This window comes from Psychrobacter sp. T6-1 (assembly GCF_052258445.1).
The window spans coordinates 1-1,131 of record NZ_JBQQFC010000526.1; the positions used below are offsets into that span (position 1 = coordinate 1).

Genomic DNA, 1,131 nt, shown 5'->3' on the forward strand with positions numbered 1-1,131 from the left:
CGACGCCTGCATTGGTACGGGTATCACTGGCAAACAACAAGCCATCCTCTAAGCGGATGGCGGCACAATAAGTCATATATACTCCTTTACGTTAATAATTAAATAGGGGGTTATGATAACCGTGTGACCAAGACTTGACTGTAAAGATTCTCATAACCGCCGCCCATACGCACTCCGCGTACTGGCGCGGTGTCTAGATAATCACGCCCGATAGCGACATAAACGTGTGAGTTAGGGGCAAACGCTTGATTGGATATGTCAAAAGTATACCAGTAACCATCTAAGTACACCTCTGCCCAAGCGTGACTTGCCATATGGTTTTCGGTGTCGTCATACAAATAGCCTGAGACGTAGCGGGCGGGGATTTGTTGATCTCGCAGTAGACTCAAAAATACATGGGTATGATCCTGACAGACGCCTGCCTTTAATTCAAACGCCTCGCTTGCGGTGGTGCCGACATGCGTGACGTTTTTGACAAAAGGCATAATCATAATCAGCTCATTAGCCAAAGTCTTGAGGCTCTCGTGAGTGACATTTTGCAAAAATGGCGCGGCAAACTCACGCATGGCCTCTGAGCATTGAGTCAGCGGGCTTTGAACTGTAAACAGCAAGTAGGGGACATGCGCTAAGTCCTCTAAGCGCTCGGTATCAGTATTGATCTCAACGATACCTGAGGCCTGCATTTGCAAATTATCATGGGTCTCGTTACGGCTCAAAGTGAGCCACTCATTACCAAAACCGTCCTTTAGGTTGGTTGCGACTTTGGGCAATAGCACATCCCAGCGATGAATGGTTTGATGCGGCAGATTCATAGGTGTCATACGGATATACTGTACGCTGCGCTGCGCCTGCTCGCCATAATAGTAATTGGTCTGATGACTGATTTGAAGTTTCATATTGTCCTCTTATTATTTTGTTATTAGTAGTACATATATAACGGCTTTAAACCCCTTGTTGCAAGATAATGTTGAACTCGCGACTGATCAGTTTAAAATCATTAAACGCCTTGGAGCGAATCATCTGATTGGTCAAGCGAGTCAGCTCACGCCAGCGTGTATTCTCTGGCAGCTGGTTGATCCAGTGCTTAAACTCTAGACTTAATTGAGTGACGTCTTCACCGAGTAATACTGC

General features: G+C 46.2%; 2 protein-coding genes and 1 pseudogene. All 3 read right to left on the bottom strand.

Features of this window, described 5'->3' with window-relative positions; genetic code table 11:
* Positions 1-76: pseudogene (locus tag ACTXGO_RS14320) on the bottom strand (peptidase); the annotation flags it as partial.
* A 34-nt stretch (positions 77-110) separates the two neighbouring features.
* A complete protein-coding gene (locus ACTXGO_RS14325; protein WP_443543026.1) occupies positions 111-896 on the bottom strand; it encodes a transglutaminase family protein in 786 nt (261 codons plus the stop codon).
* A gap of 46 nt (positions 897-942) precedes the next feature.
* The coding region (locus ACTXGO_RS14330) for a hypothetical protein (protein ID WP_443574987.1) at positions 943-1,131 on the bottom strand (189 nt) is incomplete at its 5' end.

Coding starts and splice junctions, on each gene's coding strand:
- ACTXGO_RS14325 (WP_443543026.1), bottom strand. CDS start 896: ATGAAACTTCAAATCAGTCATCAGACCAATTACTATTATGGCGAGCAG.